General features: G+C 63.5%; 22 protein-coding genes and 1 tRNA gene. 17 read left to right on the top strand and 6 right to left on the bottom strand.

Going from position 1 to position 24974, the window contains the following annotated elements; translation table 11 throughout:
• Positions 1-165: 165 nt before the first annotated feature.
• The 7 genes from DU478_RS11800 to DU478_RS11830 all read left to right on the top strand — a co-directional run bounded on the left by DU478_RS11800 (position 166) and on the right by DU478_RS11830 (position 7486).
• Positions 166-1452, top strand: a complete 1287-nt coding sequence (locus tag DU478_RS11800) for a homoserine dehydrogenase (RefSeq protein ID WP_114511178.1) — start codon at positions 166-168, stop codon at positions 1450-1452.
• Positions 1453-1579: 127 nt separating this feature from the next.
• A complete protein-coding gene (gene glpX / locus DU478_RS11805; protein ID WP_114511305.1) occupies positions 1580-2554 on the top strand; it encodes a class II fructose-bisphosphatase in 975 nt (324 codons plus the stop codon).
• Between the two features lie 88 nt (positions 2555-2642).
• Complete coding sequence (recJ, locus tag DU478_RS11810; protein WP_114511179.1) at positions 2643-4388, top strand: single-stranded-DNA-specific exonuclease RecJ; 1746 nt, start codon at positions 2643-2645, stop codon at positions 4386-4388.
• Positions 4389-4551: 163 nt separating this feature from the next.
• Positions 4552-4626: transfer RNA gene (locus tag DU478_RS11815), tRNA-Glu, on the top strand.
• Positions 4627-5012: 386 nt separating this feature from the next.
• The gene (locus DU478_RS11820) at positions 5013-6014 is read left to right on the top strand and encodes a response regulator (protein ID WP_114511180.1); all 1002 of its coding nucleotides are present in this window, start codon (positions 5013-5015) and stop codon (positions 6012-6014) included.
• A gap of 77 nt (positions 6015-6091) precedes the next feature.
• A complete protein-coding gene (locus tag DU478_RS11825; RefSeq protein WP_114511181.1) occupies positions 6092-6505 on the top strand; it encodes a response regulator in 414 nt (137 codons plus the stop codon).
• 471 nt (positions 6506-6976) lie between these two features.
• The gene (locus tag DU478_RS11830) at positions 6977-7486 is read left to right on the top strand and encodes a response regulator (protein ID WP_147276339.1); all 510 of its coding nucleotides are present in this window, start codon (positions 6977-6979) and stop codon (positions 7484-7486) included.
• Between the two features lie 163 nt (positions 7487-7649).
• On the opposite strand, the gene DU478_RS11835 is transcribed toward DU478_RS11830, so the two are convergent.
• On the bottom strand, positions 7650-8003 hold the full coding sequence (locus DU478_RS11835; protein ID WP_114511183.1) for an Hpt domain-containing protein: 354 nt from the start codon (positions 8001-8003) through the stop codon (positions 7650-7652).
• Positions 8004-8912: 909 nt separating this feature from the next.
• Here DU478_RS11835 and DU478_RS11840 point away from each other — a divergent pair.
• The 3 genes from DU478_RS11840 (at position 8913) to DU478_RS11850 (ending at position 11940) form a co-directional block, all read left to right on the top strand.
• A complete protein-coding gene (locus tag DU478_RS11840) occupies positions 8913-9647 on the top strand; it encodes a class I SAM-dependent methyltransferase (RefSeq protein ID WP_233501211.1) in 735 nt (244 codons plus the stop codon).
• A gap of 25 nt (positions 9648-9672) precedes the next feature.
• The gene (locus tag DU478_RS11845; RefSeq protein ID WP_114511185.1) at positions 9673-10362 is read left to right on the top strand and encodes an N-acyl amino acid synthase FeeM domain-containing protein; all 690 of its coding nucleotides are present in this window, start codon (positions 9673-9675) and stop codon (positions 10360-10362) included.
• A 195-nt stretch (positions 10363-10557) separates the two neighbouring features.
• Positions 10558-11940 (top strand): sensor histidine kinase, encoded by a 1383-nt coding sequence (locus DU478_RS11850; protein ID WP_114511186.1) that lies wholly within the window; start codon positions 10558-10560, stop codon positions 11938-11940.
• Positions 11941-12097: 157 nt separating this feature from the next.
• Here DU478_RS11850 and DU478_RS11855 read toward each other — a convergent pair whose 3' ends face one another.
• The 5 genes from DU478_RS11855 to DU478_RS11875 form a co-directional block, all read right to left on the bottom strand.
• Positions 12098-12862, bottom strand: coding sequence for an ABC transporter ATP-binding protein (locus tag DU478_RS11855; protein WP_114511187.1), 765 nt, complete (start codon positions 12860-12862; stop codon positions 12098-12100).
• On the bottom strand, positions 12859-13896 hold the full coding sequence (locus DU478_RS11860) for a FecCD family ABC transporter permease (RefSeq protein WP_114511188.1): 1038 nt from the start codon (positions 13894-13896) through the stop codon (positions 12859-12861). The genes DU478_RS11855 and DU478_RS11860 overlap by 4 nt, the downstream gene beginning before the upstream one ends.
• Positions 13896-14903 (bottom strand): ABC transporter substrate-binding protein, encoded by a 1008-nt coding sequence (locus DU478_RS11865; protein WP_114511189.1) that lies wholly within the window; start codon positions 14901-14903, stop codon positions 13896-13898. The genes DU478_RS11860 and DU478_RS11865 overlap by 1 nt, the downstream gene beginning before the upstream one ends.
• Before the next feature lie 427 nt (positions 14904-15330).
• Positions 15331-16110 (bottom strand): SDR family oxidoreductase, encoded by a 780-nt coding sequence (locus DU478_RS11870; protein WP_114511190.1) that lies wholly within the window; start codon positions 16108-16110, stop codon positions 15331-15333.
• Positions 16107-16436 carry a nuclear transport factor 2 family protein gene (locus DU478_RS11875; protein ID WP_114511191.1) on the bottom strand — a complete coding sequence of 110 codons (330 nt, stop codon included), beginning with the start codon at positions 16434-16436 and terminating at the stop codon, positions 16107-16109. The genes DU478_RS11870 and DU478_RS11875 overlap by 4 nt, the downstream gene beginning before the upstream one ends.
• Positions 16437-16530: 94 nt before the next feature.
• On the opposite strand from DU478_RS11875, the gene DU478_RS11880 reads away from it, so the two are divergent.
• From DU478_RS11880 to DU478_RS11910, 7 genes are all read left to right on the top strand, one after another.
• Positions 16531-17439, top strand: a complete 909-nt coding sequence (locus DU478_RS11880; protein WP_114511192.1) for a LysR family transcriptional regulator — start codon at positions 16531-16533, stop codon at positions 17437-17439.
• A gap of 277 nt (positions 17440-17716) precedes the next feature.
• Positions 17717-18301 (top strand): ANTAR domain-containing response regulator, encoded by a 585-nt coding sequence (locus tag DU478_RS11885; RefSeq protein WP_114511193.1) that lies wholly within the window; start codon positions 17717-17719, stop codon positions 18299-18301.
• Positions 18298-19473, top strand: a complete 1176-nt coding sequence (locus DU478_RS11890) for a CmpA/NrtA family ABC transporter substrate-binding protein (RefSeq protein WP_114511194.1) — start codon at positions 18298-18300, stop codon at positions 19471-19473. The genes DU478_RS11885 and DU478_RS11890 overlap by 4 nt, the downstream gene beginning before the upstream one ends.
• Before the next feature lie 274 nt (positions 19474-19747).
• Complete coding sequence (locus DU478_RS11895) at positions 19748-21115, top strand: CmpA/NrtA family ABC transporter substrate-binding protein (protein ID WP_114511195.1); 1368 nt, start codon at positions 19748-19750, stop codon at positions 21113-21115.
• Positions 21116-21204: 89 nt separating this feature from the next.
• A complete protein-coding gene (locus DU478_RS11900) occupies positions 21205-22281 on the top strand; it encodes an ABC transporter permease (RefSeq protein ID WP_114511196.1) in 1077 nt (358 codons plus the stop codon).
• A gap of 20 nt (positions 22282-22301) precedes the next feature.
• Positions 22302-23981 (top strand): ABC transporter ATP-binding protein, encoded by a 1680-nt coding sequence (locus DU478_RS11905; protein WP_114511197.1) that lies wholly within the window; start codon positions 22302-22304, stop codon positions 23979-23981.
• A gap of 45 nt (positions 23982-24026) precedes the next feature.
• The gene (locus DU478_RS11910) at positions 24027-24965 is read left to right on the top strand and encodes a GAF domain-containing protein (RefSeq protein ID WP_114511198.1); all 939 of its coding nucleotides are present in this window, start codon (positions 24027-24029) and stop codon (positions 24963-24965) included.
• Positions 24966-24974: the final 9 nt, after the last annotated feature.

Below are 24974 nucleotides of genomic sequence, written 5' to 3' on the forward strand. Positions count from 1 at the left end.
CGTCACTGCGGGCGCGGGCGGCGCGGCTGCGCGGGCCGGTGATCGACGCGGCCACGGCGGCGCGCATCGAACGCGGGGTGCGGCGTCCCGGCTGAGCGCCGTTGCACGTCCCCGCCGAACCGGCTACGAACCCGCGCAACATCATTCTGCGCAGGAGCCCCGAACATGTCTGACCCGTTGCGCCTTGGAATTGCAGGCCTCGGCACCGTCGGCGCGGGCGTCGTCAAGATCGTCCGGCAAAAGGCCGCGCTGCTGGCCGAACGCACCGGCCGGCCTGTGACCATCTCGGCGGTCTCGGCGCGGCACCGCGATGCCGACCGGGGCGTGTCGCTCAGCGACTACGCCTGGGAAGACGATCCGGTGCAGCTTGCGGGGCGCGACGACATCGACGTCTTCGTCGAGCTCATGGGCGGCAGCGACGGCCCCGCCAAGGCCGCGACCGAAGCGGCCCTGCGCGCGGGCAAGGACGTGGTCACGGCCAACAAGGCGATGCTCGCCCACAACGGCCAGGCGCTGGCGGAACTGGCCGAGGAACAGGGCCGCGTCCTGCGCTTCGAAGCGGCGGTCGCGGGCGGCATTCCGGTCATCAAGGCACTGACCGAAGGGCTTGCGGGCAACGAGATCACCCGCGTCATGGGCGTGATGAACGGCACCTGCAACTATATCCTCACGCGGATGGAATCCGCCGGGCTGACCTATGACGAGGCCTTCGCCGAAGCGGACGGGCTGGGCTATCTCGAGGCCGATCCGGAGCTGGACGTGGGCGGCATCGACGCCGGTCACAAGCTGTCGCTGCTGGCGGCGATCGCCTATGGCACGCAGGTCGCCTTCGACTCGGTCGAGCTGGAAGGGATCGGCAAGATCAGCATCGACGATATCCGCCAGGCGTCGGACATGGGCTTCAAGATCAAGTTGCTGGGCGTCAGCCGGATGACCGGGCGGGGGCTCGAGCAGCGCATGGCGCCCTGTCTCGTTCCCGCGACCTCGCCGCTGGGGCAGCTGGACGGCGGCACCAACATGGTGGTGATCGAAGGCGACCAGGTGGGCCAGATCGTGATGCGCGGCGCCGGGGCCGGCGAAGGCCCGACCGCCAGCGCCGTGATGGGCGACGTGATGGACATCGCCCGCGGCACGCGGCTGTCGACCTTCGGCCAGCCCGCCAGCTCCCTGCGCGCCGCCACGGCGGCGAAATCCGCCACACCCGCGCCCTTCTACCTGCGCATGTCGCTGGTCGACAAACCCGGCGCCCTGGCCAAGATCGCCACGGTCTTGGGCGAGGTCGGCATTTCCATCGACCGGATGCGCCAGTACGGCCATTCCGAAGGCGCCGCCCCGGTGTTGATCGTGACGCACAAATCCGCCCGCGACGCGCTGGACCGCGCGCTCGAGGCGATGGCGGACACCGGCGTTCTGGCCAGCGACCCGGTGGTCCTCCGGATCGAGGAAGTCTGACCGGTCCGGCGTCGGGACCGCTGCCGCTTCGGCGCGCCCGGCCGCCTATTTCACAGCAGCGCCCTTGTGAACCGGGATGCCGCTGGGCTACACGAACGAGGACATTTTCATCACGAGGACGATCTTCATGCCCGCGACCAAGGATTTCAACGACCGCATGCTGTCCCTGGGGCTCGCCCGGGTCTCCGAAGCCGCCGCTATCGCCTCGGCCAAGCTGATCGGACGCGGCGACGAAAAGGCCGCGGACCAGGCCGCGGTCAACGCCATGCGCGAGCAGCTCAACAAGCTGGACATCGCCGGGGTCGTGGTCATCGGAGAGGGCGAGCGCGACGAGGCGCCGATGCTCTATATCGGCGAAGAGGTCGGCACCGGCAACGGCCCCGGCGTGGACATCGCGCTCGATCCGCTCGAAGGCACCACGCTGACCGCCAAGGACATGCCCAACGCGCTTACCGTGATCTCCATGGGGCCGCGCGGGTCGATGCTGCACGCGCCCGACGTCTACATGGACAAGCTGGCCATCGGCCCGGGCTATCCGCAGGGCGTGGTGACGCTGGACATGAGCCCGGCAGAGCGGGTGAAGGCGCTGGCCAAGGCCAAGGGCTGCGGGGCGGGGGACATCACCGTCTGCATCCTCGAACGTCCGCGCCACGAGGACATGATCGAAGAGGTGCGGTCGACCGGTGCGGCGATCAAGCTGATCACCGACGGCGACGTTGCGGGCGTCATGCACTGCGCCGAGACCGGGATTACCGGCATCGACATGTACATGGGATCGGGCGGCGCGCCCGAGGGGGTGCTGGCCGCGTCGGCGCTGAAATGCATGGGCGGGCAGATCTACGGCCGGCTGCTGTTCCGCAACGAGGACGAGAAAGGCCGCGCCGCCAAGGCCGGGATCACCGACCTCGACAAGGTCTATGCCCGCGACGACATGGTGACGGACCACGTCATCTTTGCCGCCACTGGCGTGACCAGCGGATCGCTGCTGCCGGGGATCAAGCGTGAGGTCGGGTATTTGACCACAGAGACGATCCTGATGCGGTCGAAGACCGGATCGGTGCGGCGCATGAACTACCGTAACCCGACCAAGCCCGCGGCCTGACGCAGCACGGGCGTCGGGCGCCGGAGCCTCCGGCGGGAGTTTTTTGGCAAGATGAAGGGGGAGCCGCGCGCTCCTGAACGGGACCGGCGTGAGTTTTCTGGGGGTCGAGACATCGCTGACCGGACGGCGCTGGATCGGCCCGGCGCCGGACCGGGCGCGCGCCGCCGAGGCGATGGCGCAGCAGACCATGCTGCCGCCGGCGCTGTGCCAGACACTGGCGCGGCTGGGCGTGGCCAACGAGGCGGCGCTGGCTTACCTGGAACCGACCCTGCGCGACCTGCTGCCCGATCCGCGATCCCTGCGCGACATGGAGGCGGCGGCGGCGCGGCTGGTGCGGGCCGCTGGCGCGCGGGAACGGATCGCGATCTTTGCCGATTATGACGTCGATGGCGGCGCCTCTGCGGCGCTGCTGCTCGACTGGCTGCACCAGCAGGGGCAGCAGGCCACACTCTATGTGCCCGACCGGATCGACGAAGGCTACGGCCCCAACGATGCCGCCATGGCCGAGCTCGCCGCGCGCCACGACCTGATCGTCTGCGTCGACTGCGGGACGCTGTCACACGGGCCGGTGGCGGCGGCGAAAGGCGCGGACGTGATCATTCTCGATCATCACCTGGGCGGTGAGACGCTGCCCGCGGCGCTGGCCGTGGTGAACCCCAACCGGCAGGACGAGAACGGCGACCTGGGCCATCTTTGCGCCGCCGGGGTGGTGTTTCTGGCGCTGGTCGAGGCCGGGCGCCAGATGCGCGAAGCGGGCGGCAACGGGCCGGACCTCATGTCGATGCTCGACCTTGTGGCGCTGGCCACCGTGGCCGACGTGGCGCCGCTGCGCGGGGTCAACCGGGCACTGGTGCGGCAGGGATTGCGCGTGATGGCGCAGCGGGGCCGGCCCGGTCTGGTGGCTTTGTCGGACATCGCCCGGCTCGACACCGCACCGACGGCCTACCACCTGGGATTTGTCCTGGGGCCACGGGTCAATGCCGGCGGGCGCATTGGCCGCGCCGACCTGGGGGCGCGCCTGTTGTCCTGCCGCAACCCGGTGGAGGCGCAGGCCATGGCCGAACGGCTCGACCAGTTGAATACCGAGCGGCGCGAGATCGAGGGCGAGGTGCGCGCCGCGGCGCTTGCGCAGGCCGAGGCGCGCGGGCTCGACGCGCCGCTGGTCTGGGCGGCGGGCGAGGGCTGGCACCCGGGGGTCGTCGGCATCGTCGCCTCGCGCCTCAAGGAGCAGGCCAACCGCCCCGCCATCGTGATCGGCCTCGACGGCGACGAGGGCAAGGGCTCGGGCCGGTCGGTGAGCGGCATCGATCTTGGCGCGGCGATCCAGCGGCTGGCCGCCGAAGGGCTGCTGATCAAGGGCGGCGGGCACAAGATGGCCGCCGGTCTGACCGTGGCCCGCGACCGGCTGGACGCGGCGATGGCGCGCCTGACGGAACTCCTGGCAAGGCAAGGCGCGGGGCAGGGCGGGCCCGCCGACCTCGCGCTCGACGGGATTCTGATGCCGGGCGCCGCCACCATCGAGCTTATCGACCAGATCGCCGCCGCCGGCCCCTTCGGCGCTGGCGCACCGGCCCCGCGATTTGTCTTTCCCGACGTGCAGATCGGCTTTGTCAAGGAGGTCGGCACCGGGCATCTCAAGGTCGGGTTCGGCGACGGCCTGGGCGCGCGGCTCGATGCGATTGCCTTCGGCGCCATGGACGGCCCGCTGGGACCGTCGCTGCGCGATCACGGCGGCAGGCGATTCCATCTGGCCGGACGGCTCGAGATCAACGAATGGAGCGGCCGGCGGTCCGTGCAACTGCGCCTCGATGATGCCGCCCCCAGCCATGGCTAGAGCCGCGCCGGCCGCACCAAGCTGCTGCGACAGAACGGAAATCTTCGTGTCACGCTGGTAATTGGACAGCGTCAGAAGAACTTGGCGCGCCGCGGCAAGATTTCCGAAATTTCCGCTTGCGAAGCGCCCGGCCTTTCCCTAGAACCGCCACACGCCAAGGTTTGGCCCGTTCGTCTATCGGTTAGGACGCCAGGTTTTCAACCTGGAAAGAGGGGTTCGATTCCCCTACGGGCTGCCACTTTCCTCCGAAAAACGCACTTGCGCGGCTCTAGATGCCGCATATGACACACGGTGTTCGGGCGTGGACGTGATGTACATGCCATATGCGCTTTGCAAGGCCAGATCCCGCTGCCGCAGAGTTTTCGGGAGCGACGTCCCGACGGTGCCATGCCGCGGTGGCGCCGCGTGGCGGTTCGGGCAGCACAAGCCAGTCGCGAGGCTTTTCCCGGAGGGAATCGCGTACCGAAGGTGGTGATTTTCTTGAATTGGGCAGGGAAAAGCCGTTTTTTTGCCGTTGTTCAACCTTAGGGAGAAAGATAAGCCTCGAAACCACTCGAGCAAAACCAGTCGTTAGGTGTTGTTCTCAGTTCGAGACAGAAAGAGAAAAGCCCAACCGGGCAAACGATGGCGGGAAAGCTTGCACCTATGAAAATACTCATCATTGACGACGATCCGATCGCAATCGATTTGCTGCGCGACTGCCTCTCTGAAGCCGGGTACACAGACCTGACCTGCGTCACCTCTGCCGATGCCGGGGAGCTTCATATTCGCAACAAGCTCGAACATTTCGACTGCTTCCTGCTCGACATCTCGATGCCGGGAAAGAGCGGTATCGAAATCTGCGCCGAGATCCGGAAGACCACACGCTATCGCTACACGCCGATCCTGATGATCACGCGGCTGGCAGAGCGGTCGTCGATCCGGGCGGCGTTCCAGAACGGCGCTTCGGACTACATCACGAAGCCGTTCGAATATTTCGAGGTCATCGCCCGTATCAACATCGCGCAACGTCTGGCCGCCACCCGTGCGAAGGAGCATGGGGATCCGCTGGTCATCGATCCGATGCCGAAAGCGGGTTCGTCCGAACAATACCCCGGTTCCTTCCTGAGGAAGATCGACACCCTGATCGACCAGGAAAGCCTGTCGCTCGAGCGGGACGGGGTTCTTCCGATGTTCGTGTTCAAGAACTACCTGGAACGCATCACCCGGGTGGAAACCTGTGCCATCGAGGTCTTTGCCATCAAGGTCGAGGATATCGAGGATCACTTCGGTCGCATCGACCCGGCCAACTTCATCAGGTTCATCGGTGCCCTCAACACGTCAGTCAAGGAATTCACCGGGATCGACAGCGCCTTCATGACGCATGTCGGCGAAGGGCTGTTCCTGTGTGCAGCCGACGGCGCGAACGTGAGTTCGGTGGACAAGATCGAACGTGGCGTGTCAGAATGCTTTGATCGCAGGCTGTCGAAGGCGGTGCCGGGATACACGCGTCGGGTCGAACTGACCTCGAGCGAACCGCTCCATCTTCTCACCGCCTCGCGGCCGAATTTCAACCGCCTGATCAAGGTCATGCGAACACGCGTAAATCTTCGTCAATCTGACAAGATGAGCAGCGTCGGAGCCTGAGGCCCGGTAGACAGTTTCCGTTTGAGTGGTCACGCTTTCTGTTCCTTGAAATGGATTGTCAGACATGTGGTGCGCCAATGACTCAGACACTGCGGATTCTTCATGTCGAGGATGATCTCAGCATCCTCGAAATCACGAAGATATCTCTTTCGCTTTCGGACCGGATTCAGCTGTTTCAGTTTTCGTCGCCGGCAAGGGCGCTTGAGTTTGCCTCGTCCGAAAAGGTCGATGCGTTTCTTCTTGATGTCGCAATGCCAGAAATGAACGGTGGCGTCCTGTTGCAAAAACTTCGAGAGCTGGAGGGATTCGAGACAACTCCGGCCATTTTCATGACGGCCCATGCGCAACATGAGGATATCGTCAGGTTGGAGTCGCTGGGGGCCAACAGTGTCATTACAAAGCCCTTCGATCCCGTCACGCTCGCCGAAAAGGTTCTTCGGATTTTCGAGAGGCTGACCCAGAACACTCCACCGGAGAGGATGCCGAGATAGAGTTTCATCCGGCGAGACATCTTTCTGTACTGTGGAAGGTGAAAGATTGGCACTGAAAAGGGCGGCGTGCCGCCAAATTCAACCGGGCGCTTTCCTGTATCTTGCCAGAGGTACCAAGGGTACGGCGCCCGGCGCCTTTCGATGATTCGGATGGGTTTTCAGCAATTTCTGACGGCCGTGCCCGGGCTGCGCACGGCGTGTCAGCGGGAACGCCAGCGCAAATGCCGGTGCCCGGCACTTTCGGAGAATCCCATACGCGATAAGTCTGGATGAACCGGGGGAGGTGGTCGACGTGCCCCTCTGGTCGGAGGAAGCGATTTTCAGGCCAACGGTTAGAGACTCGTGGCGTCTGATCAGGTGGCATATTCCGAACAAGGTTAAGTCAGATTTGCGTGCGCGTTCCGGCGAACTTTCGCCATATTCCGATGTCAGCGGTTTAATCAGCAATTTGGCTGAGACCTGGGGGTCAAGTTGAAAATACTCGTTGTCGATGACGATCCTTGTATCTTGGAAATGCTTCCGATCATTCTGGCGAATGAAGGGATGCGTGAAGTCGTTTGTTCTGCGTCGAGTCACGACGCTTTGACCGCCATCGAAGAGGCGTCTCCGCGCTTCGATTGCTTCATCTTCGATATTGCAATGCCGGGTCTGACGGGAATCGATCTCTGTCGCAGGGTTCGAGCGACAACGGCGTACAACGCGACGCCAATCCTGATGCTGACCTCGCTTCGAGACGAAGAAAGCATGCGCCAGGCGCTTGGAGCCGGAGCCACCGACTATATAACCAAACCGTTCGACATTCTGCAGATTGGCGTGAGGATAAAATTGGCCCATCGGCTCGTGACGGCGCGTGAGAAAATCACGGCCCTGACCGAAGGCGATCATCGCGATACCGGTAAACAGCGGCTGAGGGAAAATATCACGCGGAACGAGATCATGAACCTGTTTTCGAACGAACTGTATAAAACAGGTGGCAAGTAAACAGGGACTCTCGAAAACTGAGTGATCTAGTGTCTTTACGGCTGGGAAACGGCGACGTTTCAGAAATCATGCGTGCTGGCCACGCCGTTGTTTCAGAAATCATGCGTGCTGGCCACGCCGTTTCCGTCACAGAAGCAATTTTTCGCTATCGGTGATATACGCCTCAATTCCTGCGAACGTCTTGTACCGCGTAGTCGGCCTGGCAGCTCTCGCAAACCTCGAGAAGATGTGCGACCGCCTTCATGACGTCATCGTCTATCTTTGAACCAAGCGCATCCCGTCTGCGGATCAGGTCTTCGGTCTTTCCCGCCTGTTGGCCGAGCGTATGAAAGCCGAGCGTGCCGGCCGTTCCGGCGATTCTGTGTGCAATATCCCGAATGACTATCAGGTCCGAATGGTTGGGCGGGGTCTGCCGAATGCTGACGGACGCTTTGCTGATCTGATCTGTTTGTTCCTTGAGCAACCCGATGAAGCGCAGTTTGATCTTCTCGAAAGAGGAGTAGAACTCTTGATTCATATTCAAGCCTGTCTGTCTGGGTTTTCAGGGGGTTTCGGGCGCTGATTTGGGTGCTCGCACCGCCTTAGTGACGCCGTGATGGTATTGGCGCAGTTGTCTCGGCACGACCGGAGTCAGCCATTCCTCGTGATGCGAGCGAAAAATCACTCTGCCCGAATAAGAGGCGCCGTATTCGTCGCACCTGTCGAATGGCAGATGCGCGCGCGATCCGATGCGGTACCGGACCTGCGGTAAGGGTTTCGGTACACCCATGCGTCTTTGTGAGGCGCGACACCGGCGCAGGCCGCTTCGGCAGGGGCGGCGTTGACGTTGTGGTACGTGACCATGCCAAGAAAGTAAGCGACGAAGTCGAGTTCGTTCAGCGTCCTGAAATTAGGAGAAACGTCCATTTAAACCTCACGAGATGCCGTGTTTCAGCGATTCTCTTACCTTCAACCAAAATTGCGGCTGCTTTTTGTCGAGTCGGAGACACTGGCCTCCTTGTTTGAAGTGCCGGGTCTGCCGGTGCCAAAATGTCATCTCGCGACGATGCTTTTTCCCACGATTTGCCCCCTGATCCTAGCCAATTTGGATCATTCCGAAAACTGTTGTGAGAGACAAAAGTTAACAACAACTTGAGGTTGAGGGTCGCCTGTGGACAAATGTTGTGGCAAAACCGTAGGCGAGGCCGTCGACGGTCGCCATTGCCGCGCTGCCAGCACCGCTCTGATCATCGGGCGCGCAGCTGTTGCGAGAGAAACGACAATGTTCTGAAAAATGTTTGCATTGTCCTTGAAAGGCCTTGCAAAGTTAGCATCGCCCGGTAACGTTCGGTTATCAATGGATGTTGTTCGATTGAAAGTTTTCCGAGTGATGGGCGAGGCTGTGCGTATGAGGATGGCATACGCTACGTAGGAAAAGGTGGCGCCAGTGACTCTGGAATGCTCTGGGCCGGCTGGCCAAACAGGTTCCACGGATTGGGCGGCCTACGCGACGGCCTACGACTTGCTGGCTCTTCACAACCCTGAGTATAAAGCGTTGATGTCGGGCTTTGAGACGTTTCTGTCGTCGGTCCAAGAACCTCGGCTCGTCTACGACATAGGCGGCGGTACCGGCAACTATACCGCCATCGCCGCGAAGGCCTTTCCGAAGAGTGCGATTCGCTTCATCGAACCCGATCCCGGGATGATGGGCCTGGCGAAACGCAAGCTGGCCGGGCACAAAAATATCGAATTCCAGAATGTGTCGCTCGAGAAGCTTTCGGTCGTCGACAAAGCCGACCTGATCGTATGCGTGCATGCGCTGTATGCGATGCCGAACCCCGCGCAGAGGCTCAAGGACCTGCATGATCTCCTTCGCCCCGGCGGAGTCCTTTATCTTGTGGATCTGGGCCGCTACATGGCCGTTTCGGACTGGCGTCGATATCTCTTTCTCTCAATCCTGAAGGCTCAGGGTCCTATCGGTGCGCTCAAGATATTTTGGCGCGGCCGAGAAATCGCCAAGCAGAACGCGGCAATCTACGAATCGCAAAAAAAGGGTGAGTACTGGACGCATACCGAAGAGGAATTCGCAGTTGCCGTCAAAAAGGCCGGTTTCGAAATCCTGAAGCAGCAGCCGGTTTATCGTGGCTACAGCGATCTTGTGGTGTGTCGTCCTAAACCCTAGTCGCGCGCGGGCGGAAGGATCGATTATGAACTTGCAAGCGATCAAGACATTGGAGCGGGCTCGATACAGGGTCGTGACGGAAAAGGTCTACCTCGATCAGGTGTATCGCCTGCGCTACAGATCCTATCGTTCCGAGAATACGATTCCTCATGACGATAGCGGCATGATGACAGATCGTTTCGACGAAACAGCGAACTGCATTCACGTCGCGGTCGATTTCGACGATAAACTCGTGGCGTCCGTGCGTTTGCACCTGATATCCAAATTATCACCGATATCGCCGACCCTGGAAGTGTTTCCAGAACTTCTGGACGAGCTTGCAAGCGGGAAAACGATCCTGGATCCGACGCGGTTTGTCATCGATCCTGCGGTCCGGAAGGACAATATTCAGTTGCATTTCCTGGTTCTGCGTATCCCGTTTCTGGCCACGATCTTCTACGATGTGGATATCGCCCTGGCACCGGTTCGGTCTGAACACGTCCCGTTCTACAGGCGCTATCTGGGCTATGGCGCCATGCTGGAGCCGCGAACCTATCCCGGGCTGAGCAAGCCGATCCAGCTTCTCACCGCGCGGGTGCGCGAGCAACGCGCCGCAGTTCTGGCGCGGACGCCGGTTTTCGGTCCGATCGGATGGATTCCGAATTCCAGCATCGCGTTTCCGGACTTGTCGGGCGTCTTTCCCGCCTGCCGGAAGGGCGGGACCGACGCGGCCTGAGCGCGGCGGTAATGTGGCAGGTTGCACAAGGTATCGGTCAGAATGGCCGTGCTGAATCGGCTTTTGTCCGGGAGAAACGCCGTTCACCTTTGGGTTGAGGTGTGCGGAGGAAATCTCGCGTAAAAACAGATTTTCAGCCTACTTTCGACAAAATGAGCGTGCATGATCTTTGTGAGCTCAGCAGTAGGTGCTTGAATGCAGGCCGCGAAAACATTTCTGAAGACCTGGAAAGGTTGGTTCGACCCTACCGGTCGTGAACAACGGATCAAGGACTACATCCACTTGGCCAACCAGCTTGTCTGGAAGCGTCAGGCGAGCTTTCTCGCGGCGGCGGTCCTGGCAGCGCTCTACTTCGATCCGGTCGTCGTCTTCATGGGCTACGCGCTGGTGGTCGTGACAGAACTCCTCGATGGCCTTCTGGCCCACAAATCGAAGAATTGGGACGGCCAAGACAAGGCCGTCGGGCGTCAAATCCTCAAGGGTATATTTGTCAACACGGCCCTGAGCGCCCTGGCGATCAGCTTCTTTATCGCGCAAATCGCCAACCAGCAGGTGTCCGGAGGACATTTTACGCCTTTGTTTTTCCTGTTTTCGGCGTCGGTATTTGCGGCAATGTACAACAGCCAGATGCTCGGGATTCTCCTGCTGCGCATATCGATCTATGGAGTTGCCTTTCTCTATATCGCCCTGGTGGACGTGATCCGATACAACCCGCCGCTCAGCTCGAACATATGGCTTGAATTCTTCACGCTTATCTTCGTCCTTTACTTCATTTTCGACATATCGATCACCTTCTATCGCCGCTACCAGGAGCGGATCGAACAAATGAAGCTGATCGAAGAGGAAAACCGCCGCACGAAAGCTGCGCTGGAGGTGAAATCCCAGTTTCTTTCCACGGTGAGCCACGAATTGAGGACGCCGCTGACCTCGATCATCGGATCCCTGGAACTGGTCAGGAACAACGCCCTGGGCGACATGCCTGACAACATGAAGCCGATCATCGGGATCGCGGCGAAGAACTCCCAACGACTTGCCGCCCTGATCGAAGATCTTCTGGACGTGCAGAAGATCGAGGCCGGGGAAATGAGGTTTCATTTCGAAACGCTTTGCGCAAATGCCCTGGTGCATGAAGCGGTGGATTCCAGCGCTGGCTTTGCGAGCCGTCTCGGGATTCCCGTGAAAGTCATAGATCGTGCCGGTGGAGCCCGGATCAGAGGCGATCGGAACCGGTTGATTCAGGTTCTCAACAATCTTTTGTCCAATGCCCTGAAGTTCTCGGACAAGGGCGGAGTCGTCACCGTGTGTTCGGAAGTGGTCGGGCAGCGCGTTCGTATTTCCGTCCGCGATGAAGGATTGGGAATCCCCGAAAACTCGGAAGAATGTGTCTTCGGCAAGTTCAGCCAGATCGACTCTTCGGATATCCGCAAGGTCGGGGGCACGGGGCTTGGTCTCAATATCAGCAGACAGATCATGAACCATCACGACGCGGAACTCAGATATGAGAGCGAGCTTGGTGTCGGAACGACGTTCTATATGGACTTCGACGGCGTGGCGGAAGAAAGCGACAAGGCGGCATAAAGGCCGTTAGGTGTCGCAGACGTTCGCAAAGACGGATTTCCGCGTTTTCCCCGTTCGGGACTAACTTGCGGGCCCGGACCGGCGCATCGCACTTCAGAATGGCGGTCACACCCGCCGTGTCGCCGGGGGGGCTCAATGCGCATGTCTCCCGGCCCGGTCAATCGGATATGAACCGGATATGCGGCCGACCGTTCGCCGATGCGCCACTGACATGGGCCGTGACGCGGAACACCTCCCGCAGAGTGTCTTGCGTCAATACCTCTTCCGGTGTGCCGCTGGCGCGGAGGGCCCCGGCTTCGAGCACCACGATCCGGTCGCAGAACATGGCGGCAAGGTTGAGGTCATGCAGCGCGATGACACTGGTCACGTCGAGGTCCCGGACCATGCGCAGGATTTCGATCTGGTGGTGAATGTCGAGATGGTTCGTCGGCTCGTCCAGGAACATCACTTGCGGGGACTGCGCCAGCGCGCGGGCGATATGCACCCTCTGGCGTTCGCCCCCCGACAATGTCTGCCAAGCCTGTTTCCGCCGCGATGCCATGTCCACGCGGTCGAGCGCCCGGTTGACCGCCGCCTCGTCGCCCTCGGACCAGCCCGCAAGCGCCGAGCGGTGCGGGGTCCGCCCGAGGCACACGACATCCGCCACGGTGACATTGGTGTCGGTGGCCGCGCTTTGCTGTACGAAGGCGACCTGCCGGGACAAGGCTTTGCGAGACACCTGCGCGATGTCCTGTCCATTGATCTCGACGCGCCCCGACAGCGGAGACCGCAGCCCGGCCAGCAGCCGCAACAGGGAGGACTTGCCGGATCCGTTGGGGCCGATCAGACCCAGGGTTTCACCCGACGCGACCGTCAGCGACACATCCGCCACGATGGTTCTGCGTTTCACGCCCCAGACAAGGTTCTCGGCCACGACACTCATGTTTGCGGCCTTGCCCGGTAGAGGATGATCGCGAAGAAGGGCACGCCGACCAGCGCCGTGACCACCCCGATGGGGACCGTCTGCTGCGCGACGATCACGCGCGACGCGATATCGGCGATCACCATGAAGACCGCACCGGTCATGGCGCAGGCCGGGAGAAGCCGCAGGTGCAGAGGTCCGACGATGTAGCGCGCGGCATGCGGGACCACGAGCCCGACAAAGCCGATGGCGCCGACCATGCTGACGATCGTCGCGGTCAGGACGGCCGTCACCCCGAACAGAACCAGCCGGATGCGCCCGACGGGCACGCCGAGCGCCGCCGCATCCTCGTCTCCGAAGGTGAAGGCGTCGAGCGATCGCGCCATCCAGATGCAGATAACGAGACTGAGGACAACAACAGCGAGCAGCAGCTGGAAATCCGGCCAGCGCACGCCGCCGAAACTGCCGAGAAGCCAGAACATCACATCCCGCGCCTGTTGAGCATTGCCCGACGTGGTCACGATGTAGGAGGTCAGCGCGTTGAAAAGCTGCGAAGCCGCGACACCGGCGAGGATCGTGTGGTTCGGCCCGCTTGTCRCGCCGTTGGACAGCAGCGCCACCAGCGCAAAGGCGGCGAACGCCCCGGCGAAGGCGCCCAGGGACAGCGACAGGCCTCCGGCGCCGATGCCGAGCACGATCACGCAGACCGCTCCGGTCGAGGCCCCCGCCGAGACGCCCAGGACAAACGGTTCGGCCAGGGCGTTGCGCAGCAGCGCCTGTAGGATCGCGCCGCAGATCGCCAGCCCCGCCCCGGCGAGCGCCGCCACCAGCGCGCGGCTGAGACGCAGGTTCCACACCACGCTCTGCTCGACGGGGGGAACCTCGGCGCCAGTCAGGCCAAGCTCGTTCGTGATCGACAGAAAGACCGTGGGCAGGGCGATGTTGTAATCGCCGATCGCAGCCGCCGAAGCGACCGCGAAGGCGAGAACGGCCGCCGACAGGCACAGGAACGGAAAAAGCCAGCCCGATCCGCGTTCCCCGGTCTCCGAGGTCATCACGGCAGATCCAGCTCTTTCAGCTGTTCGGCCAAGGCTTCAGCGCCGTAAAGTGTGCGGACGCTGGTGTTCATCGCCGCGCCGCTCATCACCACGATGCGGCCTTCGCGCACCGCTTCCATCTGGCTGACGGTCGGGTCCGAGGTCAGAAAGGCGATCTTGTTCTCTGCAGTGTCCAGCGCCCAGCGATTGCGGTCGACCTGGCTCACGACAAAGACCGTGGGGTCGGCTGCCATGATGCCTTCCCACCCGACCGTCGGCCATTCGGCCTCGGTCTGGATGGCGTTCTTGCCGCCAAGCAGATCGGCGATGTAGCCCGAGGCGCCGAAGCCGCCGCCCAGGTAGGCGTCATCGGCGGGCGAAGGGCTGGAGAACCAGAACAGGAACGTCAGATCCTCGTCCTCCGGGAAACGCGCGCGCAAGGCGGCCTCGCGCGATTTGAAATCCTCGATCAGCGCCGTGCCGCGGTCGGCGATGTCGAAGATGCGCGACAGGTCCTCGATCTCTTTGTAGACCAGGTCCATGGTCCAGAGGTCGCGGCGGGAGCCGTAGGCGTCGCCCGCATCGAGCGTCGTGGAACACGCGCTTGGCGACAGGTAGGTCGGGATGCCGAGAACTTCGAAATCCGACCGCTGCGCGACCTTGCTGTCGGGCCCAAGCAGTGTCGTGAGCATGGCCGCCACGAAGTCGGGTTGCGTCGAGAGCACGGATTCAAGAGTTGGGAATTCAACCGTCAGAAGCTCGACTGAATTGTTGGCTTCCGCCAATTCGGGCAGCACGGAATTCGGCCAGAAGGCCGTCGCCGCCATCCGGTCTTCGAGCCCGAGAAGCAGCATGATCTCGGCGCTGTTCTGACCTAGGGCGACGGCCTTCTGCGGCGCCTGTTCGAAGGTGACGCTTTGACCGCAGTTCTCGATCGTCAGGGGATAGGTCGTTTCAGCCTGCGCAGACATGCCGCAAATGGCCAGGGCAACGCTTCCGGACGCCAGGATCGGCTTGATCCGCATGGTGGGAATCCATTCTTGAGTAGTTAAGTCGGAAATGGCGTAATCGCATCCCCACGCCAGTTCAAGAGCGTTTTTGTCGGAAATAAACCGGCGCGCTGCCGCCTCGACCTACGTTGCCCGAAACGCCAAGGCGCGCGCCTGCCGCCAGCCGGTATCCCCCGTCGCGCAGATCCGTCCGAACCTGACAGCCGCGCCTCAGAAACTTGCTGCGGCGTGGTTTCGCCCCCTCGCTCTTGCGTCTTTTTCCCGTAAGTTGGCCACCCGCCGGATTGGACGTTCGCCGGGCTTCACACGTGCGCATCGACGCTTCGCACACGCCAGAACGCCGTCCGAGCGATGTGGTTGCGGCAGCGGCGGTTGCCCGGAGAGGTGTTCGGCGGCAAACCGTCCCAGCCAGGCCAGGCCGCCTGCCTGGGACGTAGCGGTGCTAGACGGTCGGAACCGTGCCGCCGTCGATCACGTATTCCGTGCCGGTGATCGTGCCGGCGCGATCCGAGCCGAGAAATGCGATCAGGTTCGCAACCTCTTCCGGCCGGGTAGGCCGGCCGATCGGCACGCCGCCGAGCGACTCCATGATCATGCGCTTGCCCGCGTCGACGTCGACCCCATGCTCTGCGGCAAGGCGTTTTGCCAGCTCGACCGAGGATTCGGTCTCGATCCAGCCCGGAGAGACGCGGACGACTCGCACACCCTTGGGCGAGACCTGCTTCGACAGGCTCTTGCTGTAGGTGGACAGCGCCGCCTTGGCGGCGGCATAGGCCGTCGTCGCCTCGGGCAGTGGCAGCGCGCGCTGGATGGATGTGACGTGGATCACCACGCCGCTGCCCCGCGCCTCCATCTCCGGCACGAGCGCGCGGTCGAGGCGCACTGCCGGCATCAGGTTCAGGTCGATCTCGCGCCGCCATTCGTCGTCGTCCAGCGCCCTGTAGCCGCCTGCGGGCGCCGAGGACCCGCCGAGCATGTGGACGATGATGTCGACGCCGCCCAGCCTCTCGCGCACGGCCTCGGCCACTGTGGCGCAGCCTTCGGGCCGCGTCAGGTCCGCCGCGATGAACCGGTCTTCGGGCATCTCCGGTGGTCTTGTGCGTGCCGTCGTCAGAACATCGGCACCGAGCTTCTTGAACAGGGACACGGTCGCGCCTCCGGCACCGCGTGTGCCGGAGGTGACGAGGGCCCGCTTGCCCTCAAGGGTCAGAAAGGCGCTCACGGGACGATCTCCAGTTCGGCGATCTTTTTGCCACGGAGGACGAAGAAGTAGCGCAGGTCGACAGGGCTGCCGGGGAAGTTGCCGACGAGATGGCTGGTGACGACCGTGCGCGCGCCGTCTTGCGCGATGTCGAACGGTTCGACCGTGTAGGTGTATTGCGTGGAGGCGTTCGCCATCCACTGCCGGATCGCGTTGCGGCCGGTGTAGGTATTGCCTTCGTCGAGGACGGTGGCGTCCTCGGTGAAGCAGTCCGAGATCGCCTGCGCATTGCCTGTCTTGTCGGCCGAAAAATAGGCGGCGATCACCTTGGGAAGTTCAATACTCATAGTGGGTCTCCTTTTGTGTGAGGCGAAGGTAGGGTTTTGACATCGTGCGGATAAGCGGGATAAATCCGAATGTGGCATTCTGGTTTTGGGGACAATGGCGACCTATAAGCTGTCCGATTTCGACGCGGTTCTGGCGATCGCCCGCCGGGGGTCGTTCCGCGCGGGCGCGCTTGATGTGGGGATGTCGACAAGTGCGCTCAGCAACGCGGTCTCGAAACTCGAGGCGCAGTTGGGCGTGCGGCTTTTCAACCGCACGACCCGCAGCGTGTCTCTGACCGAAGCCGGGCAACGCTTCGTCAACCAGGTCAGCCCGGCGCTCAAGGACATTCACCGCGCGCTGGACACGGTCCGGTCGCAGCAGGAGACGCCCACCGGCGTCCTGCGCATCAACACCTTTGCCACGGCGGGCCGCGAGATCCTGACGCCGCTGGTGCTGGAATACCTGCGGCGGTTCCCGGGCGTGCAGATCGACCTCGTGACCGAGGGCAACCTCGTCGACATCGTGGCCGAGGGCTTCGATTTCGGGGTGCGCAGTCAGACCCTCGTGCCGAGCGACATGATCGCCATCCCGCTGGGGCCCGGGCGGCGCTACGCGGTGGTCGCGACGCCCGGTTATTTCGACGGCCGGGAGACGCCAAAAGTGCCCTCCGACCTGCTGGCGCATGCCTGTATCCGGACGCGCCTGCCGAACGGCGCGCTCTTTCGCTGGCCGTTCGAGTCCGACGGTCAGCCGGTGCAGGTCGATGTGGCGGGGCCGATCACGCTGGACGAAGCCAGCCTCGCCCGGATTGCCGTGCTCGAGGGCCTCGGCATCGGTTTTTTCATGGAATCGGATGTGCGCCAGGACATCGAGGCGGGGCGCCTCGTGCGGGTGCTGGACGACTGGACACCGCCGCTGGCGCCGCTTTGCCTGTACTATCCCAGCCGGCGCAATCCGCCGGCGGCCTTCAAGGTCTTTGTCGATCTCGCGCGGGAACGCGCGCGCGCCTCTCGGGCCCGCTGAGGGCGTCGGGGCGGACGATCCGCAGGGTCTGACCGGCACCGCGGCGGTCCGCCCAAGGTACAAGAATTGGCAACGCCTGCATTGCATGGGGTCGCAAACCCGGTGCGGTCGATCTTGTCTTGAACCGGGGGCGTCGGGTGATGCAGCCGGCTTTCCACGGGCGAAGTGCCGAAAAACCGGGCAGTGTCCCCGTTCGTGCTGCATTTCCGGTCGGGGTCCGGCCCTGTCTGCGGCATAGCCGTTGCACCGCTGTGTGGATTGGCACATGCCATCCGGTATGAGCGCCAAACTGACAGTCGTCGTCGTGGAGGAGGATCGCGACCGTGCGATCGGGATCATCGATGCGCTCACCGCCAACGGCGACTGCGACGTCCATGTGATCGGTCACGCCAGCGGACTGGCCCGCAAGATCGCGGCGCACAGTCCCGACATCGTGCTGATCGACATCGACAATCCCACCCGTGACATGATGGAGGAACTGACCCTCGCGTCAGGGCCGCTGGACCGGCCGGTGGCCATGTTCGTGTCCGGCGCGGCGGGCGGCCTCGCGCAGGCCGCGGTCGAGGCCGGTGTCTCTGCCTATGTCGTCGACGGGCTTTCGCCGAAACGGCTGAAGCCGGTGATGGACACGGCGATCGCCCGGTTCGGCATGGTCCGGCAGATGCGCAACGAACTGGCCGAGACCCGGCGGGCGCTGGAAGAGCGCAAGGTCATCGACCGCGCCAAGGGGCTTTTGATGAAGGCCCGCGGCATTGATGAAGACGCGGCCTATGCGCTGCTGCGCAAGAGCGCCATGGACAACGGCCGGCGCGTCGCGGATGTGGCCGAGGCGCTGGTGACGGCTTCGGGGCTCTTGGGATGAAGACTGTGAACCTTCCCGTCGCCTACATGCCGCTGGTGGACGCGGCGCCGCTGATCATGGCGCAGGAGATGGGATTTGCCGAGGCGGAAGGCATCGCGCTCGACCTGATCGCGGCACCGTCCTGGTCGTCGGTGCGCGACATGCTGGCCTTTGGCCGCGTGGATGCGGCGCACATGCTGTCGCCGGTGCCGGTGGCCATGGCGATGGGGCTGGGCGGGGTGACGACCGCGCTGTCGGCCGTGTCGGTGCTGTCCGTGAACGGCAATGTCATCGGCGTCGGCAAGGGGCTCGAGGCCAAGCTGCGCGCCATCGGCCATGGGTTCGATTTTGCCGATCCGGTGGCGGCGGCAAAGGCGTTGGACCGCGTCCGCGACGGGCCGCTGACCTTCGGCGTGCCCTTTCCGTTTTCGATGCACGTTGAATTGCTGCGGTATTGGAGCGCGGGCACCGCCCTGGGCGCGAAAGGCATCGAAATCCGCACCGTGCCGCCGCCGCTGATGGCCAGCGCGCTGGCGGCGGGCGACGTGGATGCGTTCTGTGTCGGAGAGCCGTGGGGGTCCGTGTCCGTCGAACAGGGCGTCGGTGCGCTTTTGTTGCCGGGACAGAGCATCTGGCAGTTCGCCCCGGAAAAGGTGTTGGCCGTGCGCAGGGACTGGGCCGACACAGAGCCCGACCTGGTCGCGCGGCTGATGCGGGCCGTCTTTCGCGCCGGGCGTTGGCTGTCGCGGCCCGAAAGTCGGAGCGCGGCCGGCGAGGTGTTGTCCCGCCGCCTTTACCTGGATGTGCCGTCGGAGCTGATCGACCGGGCGTTGAGCGGAAACCTCATCCTGTCGGCGCGCGGCGAGCTGCGCCCGGTCGAGCGGTTCGTCGAATTCTTCCACGGCGCCGCGACCTTTCCCTGGCGCAGTCAGGCGAAGTGGATCGCCACACGCCTGGCGGCGGAACACGGGCAGGATATCTCGGGTCGGCTCGACCTTATCTCGCATGTCTTCCGCGCGGATCTGCATCGTCGCCACCTGGCGATGACCAGCAATGACCTGCCCGGTGCGTCCGAGAAGGTCGAGGGTTCGATTCGTCACGATACGCCGGTGGCCTCTGCGCAAGGCAACCTGTCGCTGCTGCCGGACAGGTTTTTCGATGGGCGCATTTTTGATCTAACCGACGAATTCTGACCAGTAGAGAGGCAGTTTTCGCCGTTTCCGGCGGTGTCTCTCGAAGAAATCCGCCTTTCGTTCATTTTTCTTTTGCGTGAATTTCTGCGTTGCCGCATCACGAAGAGGCCGGTTTGCAATGGCGTGAGCCGGCACGAAATTCTTCCCAATGACAGGGAATACCCTGAGCAAGGTCGCTCGCTTTCCGCCGGATTCCGGTGGTCAGTGATCGGCCTTTTTTGCGTTTTTCGTCCGGTTTTCTCTACGTCTGCCGGGCATTCCGAAAGGACACCTCATGAAGAAGCTCCTGACCGGCCTCGCGGCCTGCACGGCGATGACCGGCCCCGCCTTCGCCCAGATGCTGGACCTGGAAAAGGATGAACTGACCCTCGGGTTCATCAAGCTGACCGACATGGCCCCGCTGGCCGTGGCCTACGAGCAGGGATATTTCCTCGACGAGGGACTTTTTGTGACGCTCGAGGCGCAGGCGAACTGGAAAGTGCTGCTTGACGGCGTGATCGGCGGGCAACTGGACGGCGCGCATATGCTCGCCGGTCAGCCGCTGGCCGCGACCATCGGTTTCGGCACCGAGGCGCATATCGTCACGCCCTTTTCGATGGACCTGAACGGCAACGGCATCACCGTCTCCAACGAGGTCTGGGAAAAGATGCTGCCGCATATTCCCAAGCTGGACGATGGCCGCCCGCAGCACCCGATCTCGGCCAAGGCGCTGGCGCCGGTGGTCGAGGAGTTCCGGAACGCCGGCAAGCCCTTCAACATGGGCATGGTGTTTCCGGTGTCGACCCACAACTACGAACTGCGTTACTGGCTGGCCGCCGGCGGACTTCATCCGGGCTACTACAGCCCCGAGAACATCAGCGGCCAGATCGGTGCCGATGTCTTCCTGAGCGTGACGCCGCCGCCGCAGATGCCCGCCACGCTCGAGGCCGGAACGATCGACGGCTATTGCGTCGGCGAGCCCTGGAACCAGCAGGCGGTGTTCAAGGGCATCGGGGTGCCGGTCATCACCGATTACCAGCTGTGGAAGAACAACCCCGAAAAGGTCTTCGGCATCACCGCAGAATTCGCCGAACAGTATCCGAACACCACGCTCGCCATGACCAAGGCGCTGATCCGCGCCGCGATCTGGCTTGACGAGAACGACAACGCCAACCGGCCCGAGGCGGTCGAAATCCTCAGCCGGCCCGAATATGTCGGCGCGGATTACGAGGTGATCGCCAACTCGATGACCGGCTTCTTCGAGTTCGAAAAGGGCGACAAGCGCGACATCCCCGACTTCAACGTCTTCTTCCGCTACAACGCGACCTATCCGTTCTACTCCGATGCGGTGTGGTACCTGACGCAGATGCGCCGCTGGGGCCAGATCGCAGAGCCGAAGTCGGACGCCTGGTACGACGAGGTCGCGCGCGACGTCTACAAGCCCGAGATCTACCTCGAGGCGGCGCGCCTGCTGGTGGACGAGGGGCTGGCGAACGAGGCGGATTTTCCCTGGGACAGTGACGGCTACAAGGCGCCGACCCCGGCGGCGGATATCATCGACGGCATCCCCTACGACGGCCGCACGCCCAACGCCTACCTGGATAGCCTGCCGATCGGCCTGAAAGGCGAACAGATCGTTGTCGGCACCGAGGTCGAAGGCTGAGCCCCTTAGGGGGTGCGCCACATCGGCGCGCTCCCGATTCACCTCGCCTGCGACCAGCCCCGTCCAATCCGATCTCACGAGGACATTCCATGACCACAGTCGATCCAAACTTTGCCCAGGCCGCGGACCGCGAAGCGCGGCGCGCCCGGCTTTTCACCCGCATCAATGCCGCCGACAAGTGGTTTCAGGTTCTCGGCCTCAGTTGGGTGACCCCGATCCTCAGGGCGATGGCCGGAGACAATCCAAGGGCCCAGCTCAAGGATATCTGGCGTCTGCTGCTGGTGCCGTTGCTGGCAATCGTCGTCTTCCTGGTCCTCTGGGGCGCCCTCGCGCCGCGTGTGCAGACCTCGCTCGGGGCGGTTCCGGGTCCGGCCCAGGTCTGGGAACAGGCGGTCATCCTGCACGAGGATGCACAGGACAAGGCGGCCAGCCGCGCCCGGTTCCAGGACCAGGTCGACACGCTGAATGCGCGCCGCGTCGCCAACGGTCAGGAACCGGTCGAGCGGGCCTACACGGGCGCGCCCAGCTACTATCAGCAGATATGGACCTCGATCCAGACGGTGTTCTTCGGCTTCCTGATCGCCACCGTCGTTGCCGTGCCGCTGGGCATCGCGGCGGGCCTGTCGCCCACGGCGAATGCCGCGCTGAACCCGCTGATCCAGATCTTCAAACCCGTATCGCCGCTGGCCTGGCTGCCCATCGTGACGATGATCGTCTCCGCTCTGGCGGCGTCCAACGACGGGCTGCTGGCGAAAAGCTTCATCATTTCCGCGATCACCGTGACGCTGTGTTCGCTCTGGCCGACGCTGATCAACACGGCCCTGGGCGTGGCCAGCATCGACCGCGACCTCGTCAACGTCTCCAAGGTGCTCAAGATGAACACCTGGACCAAGATCACCAAGCTGGTGCTGCCTTCGGCGCTGCCGCTGATCTTCACCGGGCTGCGCCTGAGCCTCGGTGTGGGCTGGATGGTTCTGATCGCCGCCGAGATGCTGGCGCAGAACCCGGGGCTCGGGAAATTCGTCTGGGACGAGTTCCAGAACGGATCGAGCTCAAGCCTCGCCCGGATCATGGTCGCGGTTCTGACCATCGGGATCATCGGCTTCCTGCTCGACCGGGTGATGTACGCGCTGCAATCACTCTTCACCTTCACCAACAACCGCTGAGGCAGGGAAAGGAGACCGATATGGGCATTCTCGAACTGGACAACGTCAGCCAGAGCTTCGGCACCGGCACCGACGCGACCCATGTGCTGAAGGACATCACGCTCGAAGTGGCCGAAGGTGAATTCCTGGTGCTGCTGGGCTTTTCCGGCACCGGCAAGACGACGCTGATCAACCTGATGGCCGGGCTGGAAAAACCCACCAAGGGCAGCGTCCGCTTCAAGGGCGCGCCGGTCACCGGGCCGGGACCGGAACGCGGGGTGATCTTCCAAAGCTATTCGCTGATGCCCTGGCTCTCGGTGGCCGGCAACGTGCGACTGGCGGTCGATACGGTGTTCCCCGAGCTCACCAAGACCGAAAAGGCCGAAAAGGTGGCGCATTACGTCCAGATGGTGGGACTAGGCCATGCTGCGGCGCGCCGTCCGGCGGAACTGTCGGGCGGGATGCGCCAGCGGGTCAACGTCGCGCGCGCCCTGGCGATGTCGCCCGAGGTCCTGCTGCTGGATGAACCGCTGAGCGCGCTGGACGCGCTGACCCGCGCCAACCTGGCCGATGAGATCGAGCATATCTGGGAGGCCGACAAGAAGACCTGCGTGCTGATCACCAACGATGTGGACGAGGCCATCATCCTCGCCGACCGCATCGTCGCGCTCAATCCCGACGGCACGCTGGGGCGTGAGTTCAAGGTCAGCATCCCGCGCCCGCGCGACCGCATGGAGATGAACACCGACGAGAGCTTCAAGAGGCTGCGCGCCGACGTCACGAAGTACCTGATGGACGTGGGCATCGAGGCCAAGGTCGAAGGCACAAGACATTTGCCCGCGGTCACGCCGATCCACGGCGCGCCCGCCGCGGTGGCCGAGGCGCAGAAGGGCCTGATCGACGAGCGCTTCCTCGACTTCAGCCAGCTGCACAAGGTTTATCCGACGCCGAAGGGACCGCTGACCGTGGTCGAGGATTTCGACCTCAAGATCGACCGCGGCGAATTCATTTCGCTGATCGGCCATTCGGGCTGCGGCAAGTCCACCGTGCTGACCATGGCGGCCGGGCTCAACGAGATCAGCCAAGGCGCGATCAAGCTGGACGGCCGGCACGTCGAAGGCGCCGATCCGGAGCGTGCGGTGGTGTTCCAGTCGCCCAACCTCTTTCCCTGGCTCAGCGCCAAGGAAAACGTCGCCATCGGTGTCGACAAGGTCTATCCGCGCGCAACGCAGGGCGAACGGCAGGAAGTGGTTGAATACTACCTTGAACGGGTCGGTCTGGCCGATGCGATGGACAAGCCCGCCACGGATCTGTCGAACGGCATGCAGCAGCGGGTCGGCATCGCTCGGGCCTTCGCGCTCTCGCCCAAGCTGCTCTTGCTCGACGAACCTTTCGGCATGCTCGACAGCCTCACCCGCTGGGAATTGCAGGAAGTGCTGATGGAGGTCTGGTCGCGCACCAAGGTGACCGCGATCTGCGTGACGCACGATGTCGACGAGGCGATCCTGCTGGCCGACCGCGTGGTGATGATGACCAACGGGCCGCAGGCGACCATCGGCAAGACCCTCAACGTCGATCTGCCGCGCCCGCGCACCCGCAAGGCGCTGCTCGAACACCCCGACTACTACCGTTACCGACAGCAGGTGCTGGATTTCCTCGAGGAATACGAACACGGCGCCAAGCCCAAGCGGCCCGCGGCCAAGGCATTGGCCGCCGAATAGACCCCGACACATGGGCGCCCGCCGCCCGCAGCGGAGACGAAACCGATGGACGGAAAGATCGACACACCTACCGACACCTTCATCCAGGTGGCCGAGGTCTGGGTGCCCAAGGACGACGTGCTTGTTTATGCCGCGGGCGACACGAATGGCCTCGGCGCCTTCGAAGAAGCCTCGCGGGGCACCCGCTTTGCCAAGGGCGAAGGCTTGCCCGGCAAGGCCTGGGCCGAGGCGCGCCCGGTGGTGCTCAAGGGCTTCGACGGGTCGTATTTCAAGCGTACCGAGGTGGCGAAAGAGGCCGGTCTCAGCGCTGCCGTGGCGGTGCCGGTCTTTGACGGCGACACGCTCAAGGCGGTGCTGGTCGTGCTCTGCGGCGACGACGCGGAGCGGATCGGCGCGATCGAGGTCTGGACGGCGAACCGCGACGGGCTGCTGATGCTCGACGACGGCTACTACGGCGCCGCCGAGGAATTCGCCTTCGTCTCGCAGCACACCTGTTTCCCGCGCGGACAGGGCCTGCCGGGCGGCGTCTGGGCGGCGGATGCGCCGATCCTGATGCGCGACCTTGGCTCGGGCTACAAGTTCGTGCGCGCCTCGGCGGCCGGGAAGGCGGGGCTGACCTCTGGCATCGGCCTGCCGGTGCGGGTGCCGGGCGGAACGCCTTACGTGCTGACACTGCTCTCGGCGCTGGGCACGCCCATCGCCCGGCGGTTCGAGGTCTGGGCCGTGAAGCGGGGCGGCAAGGCCGTTCTGATCGACGGCGTTTGCGAACGCGAAGGCGCGCTTTGGCGCGACGACGGCGACGGCACCCGCGCCGAGGCGCCAAAGGCCGAAGCCTGGAAAGGCCCCGTTGGCCAGGTGCTGGGCACCGGCCTGCCGGTGGTACAGCGCGGCGCCGGGGGCCTGCCCGCCGGCTACGGCGCTTTTGTCGGACTGCCCTCCTACGGCGGCGGCGCGATGACCCACATCGTCGCCTGGTACATCTGAAAGGAGCCA

The sequence above is a fragment of the Thalassococcus profundi genome (assembly GCF_003344785.1).
Classification (GTDB): domain Bacteria; phylum Pseudomonadota; class Alphaproteobacteria; order Rhodobacterales; family Rhodobacteraceae; genus Puniceibacterium; species Puniceibacterium profundi.

What these genes read in the sequence shown, in the direction of transcription:
- DU478_RS11820 (WP_114511180.1), top strand. Translation starts at nt 5,013, where the DNA reads ATGGCGGGAAAGCTTGCACCTATGAAAATACTCATCATTGACGACGAT.
- DU478_RS11865 (WP_114511189.1), bottom strand. Translation starts at nt 14,903, where the DNA reads ATGCGGATCAAGCCGATCCTGGCGTCCGGAAGCGTTGCCCTGGCCATT.
- DU478_RS11845 (WP_114511185.1), top strand. Translation starts at nt 9,673, where the DNA reads ATGAACTTGCAAGCGATCAAGACATTGGAGCGGGCTCGATACAGGGTC.
- DU478_RS11800 (WP_114511178.1), top strand. Translation starts at nt 166, where the DNA reads ATGTCTGACCCGTTGCGCCTTGGAATTGCAGGCCTCGGCACCGTCGGC.
- DU478_RS11905 (WP_114511197.1), top strand. Translation starts at nt 22,302, where the DNA reads ATGGGCATTCTCGAACTGGACAACGTCAGCCAGAGCTTCGGCACCGGC.
- DU478_RS11895 (WP_114511195.1), top strand. Translation starts at nt 19,748, where the DNA reads ATGAAGAAGCTCCTGACCGGCCTCGCGGCCTGCACGGCGATGACCGGC.
- DU478_RS11910 (WP_114511198.1), top strand. Translation starts at nt 24,027, where the DNA reads ATGGACGGAAAGATCGACACACCTACCGACACCTTCATCCAGGTGGCC.
- DU478_RS11825 (WP_114511181.1), top strand. Translation starts at nt 6,092, where the DNA reads ATGACTCAGACACTGCGGATTCTTCATGTCGAGGATGATCTCAGCATC.
- DU478_RS11880 (WP_114511192.1), top strand. Translation starts at nt 16,531, where the DNA reads ATGGCGACCTATAAGCTGTCCGATTTCGACGCGGTTCTGGCGATCGCC.
- DU478_RS11835 (WP_114511183.1), bottom strand. Translation starts at nt 8,003, where the DNA reads ATGAATCAAGAGTTCTACTCCTCTTTCGAGAAGATCAAACTGCGCTTC.
- DU478_RS11900 (WP_114511196.1), top strand. Translation starts at nt 21,205, where the DNA reads ATGACCACAGTCGATCCAAACTTTGCCCAGGCCGCGGACCGCGAAGCG.
- DU478_RS11855 (WP_114511187.1), bottom strand. Translation starts at nt 12,862, where the DNA reads ATGAGTGTCGTGGCCGAGAACCTTGTCTGGGGCGTGAAACGCAGAACC.
- glpX (WP_114511305.1), top strand. Translation starts at nt 1,580, where the DNA reads ATGCCCGCGACCAAGGATTTCAACGACCGCATGCTGTCCCTGGGGCTC.
- DU478_RS11890 (WP_114511194.1), top strand. Translation starts at nt 18,298, where the DNA reads ATGAAGACTGTGAACCTTCCCGTCGCCTACATGCCGCTGGTGGACGCG.
- DU478_RS11885 (WP_114511193.1), top strand. Translation starts at nt 17,717, where the DNA reads ATGAGCGCCAAACTGACAGTCGTCGTCGTGGAGGAGGATCGCGACCGT.
- DU478_RS11875 (WP_114511191.1), bottom strand. Translation starts at nt 16,436, where the DNA reads ATGAGTATTGAACTTCCCAAGGTGATCGCCGCCTATTTTTCGGCCGAC.
- DU478_RS11850 (WP_114511186.1), top strand. Translation starts at nt 10,558, where the DNA reads ATGCAGGCCGCGAAAACATTTCTGAAGACCTGGAAAGGTTGGTTCGAC.